At 70.8% G+C, this 1,176-nt stretch carries 1 protein-coding gene and 1 pseudogene; both read right to left on the bottom strand.

What is annotated here, in order from left to right:
• Window positions 1-248, bottom strand: a pseudogene (locus VQ042_RS25615) (MFS transporter); the annotation flags it as partial.
• A gap of 98 nt (window positions 249-346) precedes the next feature.
• The gene (locus tag VQ042_RS25620) at window positions 347-649 is read right to left on the bottom strand and encodes a hypothetical protein (RefSeq protein WP_331823055.1); all 303 of its coding nucleotides are present in this window, start codon (window positions 647-649) and stop codon (window positions 347-349) included.
• Between the last annotated feature and the right edge of the window lie 527 nt (window positions 650-1,176).

The raw sequence follows: 1,176 nt of genomic DNA on the forward strand, positions 1-1,176 counted from the left end.
AGGTCGAGGCCGACGAGCAGCGTCCGCCGCGGCAGGAAGCTCGTCAGGACCCCGGCGAACTGCGAGACGCCCACGTACGCGATCATCTTGATCGCCAGTGCCGTCCCGAGCACCACCCCGGCGTCGGCGCCGGCAAGATCGTAGGCGAGCAGCCCGAGCGCCACCGTGGTCAGGCCGGTCCCGATCAGCGAGAGAACCTGCGCCGCGAAGAGATGGCGATAGGTGCGGTGGCGCAGGACCGTGAGCATCGTTCTTTACCTCGACCCGGACGTTGCGGCTGCCCGGTCGGTAATAGGTGCCGACCGACGGCACGAGACCATCGGTCGGCGGTGATGGGAAGGCTTCGTCAGACCTTCCGCTCGAAGGCCGTGTAGGTGCCGCTCGTGCGCAGCGTCACGGCAACGGGAGCATCGCCGCGGTTACGCCAGAACCATCCGTGGTTGCCCGCGAAGGCGGCCTGAATGGTCCCCTCGTCGGAAGAGACCGCGCGCCCCTTCTCGTAGGAGACGTTCTGTCCGCCGCCGTCGCCATGTGTGTCGTAGTTGACCGCGCCGCCTTCCGAGACGACCCAGGCGAACGAGGCGATCTCGCCTTCCTGCATGGTCAGCTTGATCTCCGCGCCCTCCCCGGGGGCGAGCGTGATCGTCATCTCGTCCTGGCGTATCTCCTGGGCGACGGCGGACGAGACGAAGAGACCGCCGATCGCGCCGAGGATGCTGGACTGCCGCTCCGGAGCGGGCGGGGCCGGTGGTGCGGGCGGAGCCAGCGGGGCGACGGGAGGCGGAACCACGCCGACGGCGGCAGGCGGAAGCGGCGCNGCATCTCCTGGGCGACGGCGGACGAGACGAAGAAACCGCCGATCGCGCCGAGGATGCTGGACTGCCGCTCCGGAGCGGGCGGGGCCGGTGGTGCGGGCGGAGCCAGCGGGGCGACGGGAGGCGGCACCACGCCGACGGCGGCAGGCGGAAGCGGCGCGGCTTTGGCGCCGGTGGAAGGGGCGGCACGGGCTGCCGCGTCCATCGCGGCATCGGCCTCGGCTTCCGCTGCAAGCTGCATCTTGACATCGCCCATCTCCGTGAGGTTCAGCGCCGATCCGACCCCGGTCGGATCGATGCCGTATTCGGCGGGCAGGACGACCGCGACCAGGATCGCGGTGGCGGAGACCGCCGCGATGAC

Origin of the sequence: Aurantimonas sp. A2-1-M11, from assembly GCF_036549475.1 — a bacterium.
Lineage (GTDB): Bacteria > Pseudomonadota > Alphaproteobacteria > Rhizobiales > Rhizobiaceae > Aurantimonas.